Annotated in this window: 1 protein-coding gene; it reads right to left on the reverse strand. The window is 64.6% G+C overall.

Features of this window, described 5'->3' with window-relative positions:
- The coding region (gene pnp, locus QZH66_RS16385) for a polyribonucleotide nucleotidyltransferase (RefSeq protein WP_305806939.1) at nucleotides 1–1,225 on the reverse strand (1,225 nt) is incomplete at both ends.

Raw genomic sequence — 1,225 nt, forward strand, 5'->3', positions numbered from 1 at the left:
CAGGTAGTCGCTCACGCGCTCGACGCGCTCGTGGGCAATCTGGCTGATGTGCAGCAGGCCGTCCTTGCCGGGCAGCAGGTTGATCAGCGCGCCGAAGTCGAGGATCTTGGTCACCGGGCCTTCGTAGACCTTGCCGATTTCCACTTCGGCGGTGATCTGCGCGATGCGGCGCTTGGCTTCGTCGGCCTTGGCGGTGTCGGTCGAGGCGATGGTGATGGTGCCGTCTTCGTCGATATTGATCTGGCAGCCGGTCTCTTCGGTCAGCGCACGGATCACCGAGCCGCCCTTGCCGATCACGTCGCGGATCTTCTCGGGATTGATCTTCATCGTGTAGAGCTTGGGCGCGAAGTCCGACACCTCGGTCTTGGCCTCGCCCATGGCTTCCTGCATCTTGCCCAGAATGTGCATGCGCGCTTCCTTGGCCTGGGCCAATGCCACCTGCATGATTTCCTTGGTGATGCCCTGGATCTTGATGTCCATCTGCAGCGCGGTGATGCCGGCGGTCGTGCCGGCCACCTTGAAGTCCATGTCACCCAGGTGATCTTCGTCGCCCAGGATGTCGGTCAGCACGGCAAAGCGGTTGTCTTCCTTGATCAGGCCCATGGCGATGCCGGCCACATGCGCCTTCATGGGCACGCCGGCGTCCATCATCGACAGGCAGCCGCCGCAGACCGAAGCCATCGACGAGGAGCCGTTCGACTCGGTGATTTCGGACACCACGCGCATGGTGTAGGGGAACTCTTCCTTGCTCGGCAGCACGGCGATCAGCGCGCGCTTGGCCAGGCGGCCGTGGCCGATTTCGCGGCGCTTGGTCGAACCCATGCGGCCCACTTCGCCGGTGGCAAAGGGAGGCATGTTGTAGTGCATCATGAAGCGGTCTTCGTACTCGCNGGGGAACTCTTCCTTGCTCGGCAGCACGGCGATCAGCGCGCGCTTGGCCAGGCGGCCGTGGCCGATTTCGCGGCGCTTGGTCGAACCCATGCGGCCCACTTCGCCGGTGGCAAAGGGAGGCATGTTGTAGTGCATCATGAAGCGGTCTTCGTACTCGCCGGCCAGCGCGTCGATGCGCTGCGCGTCGCGCTCGGTGCCCAGCGTGGTCACCACCAGCGCCTGGGTTTCGCCGCGCGTGAACAGCGACGAACCATGGGTGCGCGGCAGCACGCTGTTGCGGATCTCGATAGCACGCACGGTGCGCGTGTCGCGGCCGTCGATGCGCGGCTCGCCA

The organism is Stenotrophomonas sp. YIM B06876, assembly GCF_030711595.1.
GTDB lineage: Bacteria > Pseudomonadota > Gammaproteobacteria > Xanthomonadales > Xanthomonadaceae > Stenotrophomonas.